The organism is Streptomyces sp. UG1, assembly GCF_049974585.1.
Taxonomy (GTDB): domain Bacteria; phylum Actinomycetota; class Actinomycetes; order Streptomycetales; family Streptomycetaceae; genus Streptomyces.
The window spans coordinates 1-852 of record NZ_JBNGGG010000159.1; the positions used below are offsets into that span (position 1 = coordinate 1).

Below are 852 nucleotides of genomic sequence, written 5' to 3' on the forward strand. Positions count from 1 at the left end.
CATGCTGAACATCGCGGACACGCTGTCCCGCTGGTGCCGCGAGGCCCGCCCCTTCGCCCTGGCCACCGTCATCCAGGTCAGCGGCAGCGCACCCCTACCCCCCGGCACCTCACTGGCCGTGGACACCGACGGCAACGTGGCCGGCAGCATCTCCGGAGGATGCGTGGAAGGCGCCGTCTACGAGCTGTGCGGGCAGGTCCTGGAGTCGGGCGAGCCCCCGATACGGGCCTCGTTCGGCTACTCCGACGACGACGCCTTCGCCGTGGGCCTGACCTGCGGCGGCGAACTGGAGGTCCTGGTCCAGCGGGTCGACCCCGCCGACCAGCCCCACCTCACCACCGCCCTGGAACAGGTGTCGGCCGGTGAGCCCATCTCCGTGGCACAGGTGATCGACGGGCCGCAGCGCCTGCTGGGCCGCACCCTGTCCGTCTTCGGGGGCGGCAGCGCCTACGACGGGACACTGGGCGGCCGGCAGGAGGACCGGGCGGTGGCCAACCGGGTCCGCGCGCTGCTGCGGGCGGGCCGGACCGGCCGCGTCGAGGTCGGCGGCGACGCCGACACCTGCCCGGAGAAGCTGACGCTCCTGGTCCACACCCAGGCGCCGCCGCCCCGCATGCTGATCTTCGGCGCCGTCGACTTCGCCGCCGCCCTCAGCCGGGCCGGACGCTTCCTCGGCTACCGCGTCACCGTCTGCGACGCCCGCCCCGTCTTCGCCACCCCCGAGCGCTTCCCGGACGCCGACGAGGTCGTCGCCGACTGGCCGCACCGCTACCTGGAGCACGCCGAGGTCGACGCCCGCACCGCGATCTGCGTCCTCACCCACGACGCCAAGTTCGACATCCCCCTGCTCCG

At 73.9% G+C, this 852-nt stretch carries 1 protein-coding gene; it reads left to right on the plus strand.

Annotated features, from left to right (window positions below; genetic code table 11):
- Window position 1 precedes the first annotated feature (1 nt).
- Window positions 2-852: XdhC family protein (locus ACP4J3_RS50800; protein ID WP_426545105.1), on the plus strand; the 851-nt coding region annotated here is incomplete at its 3' end.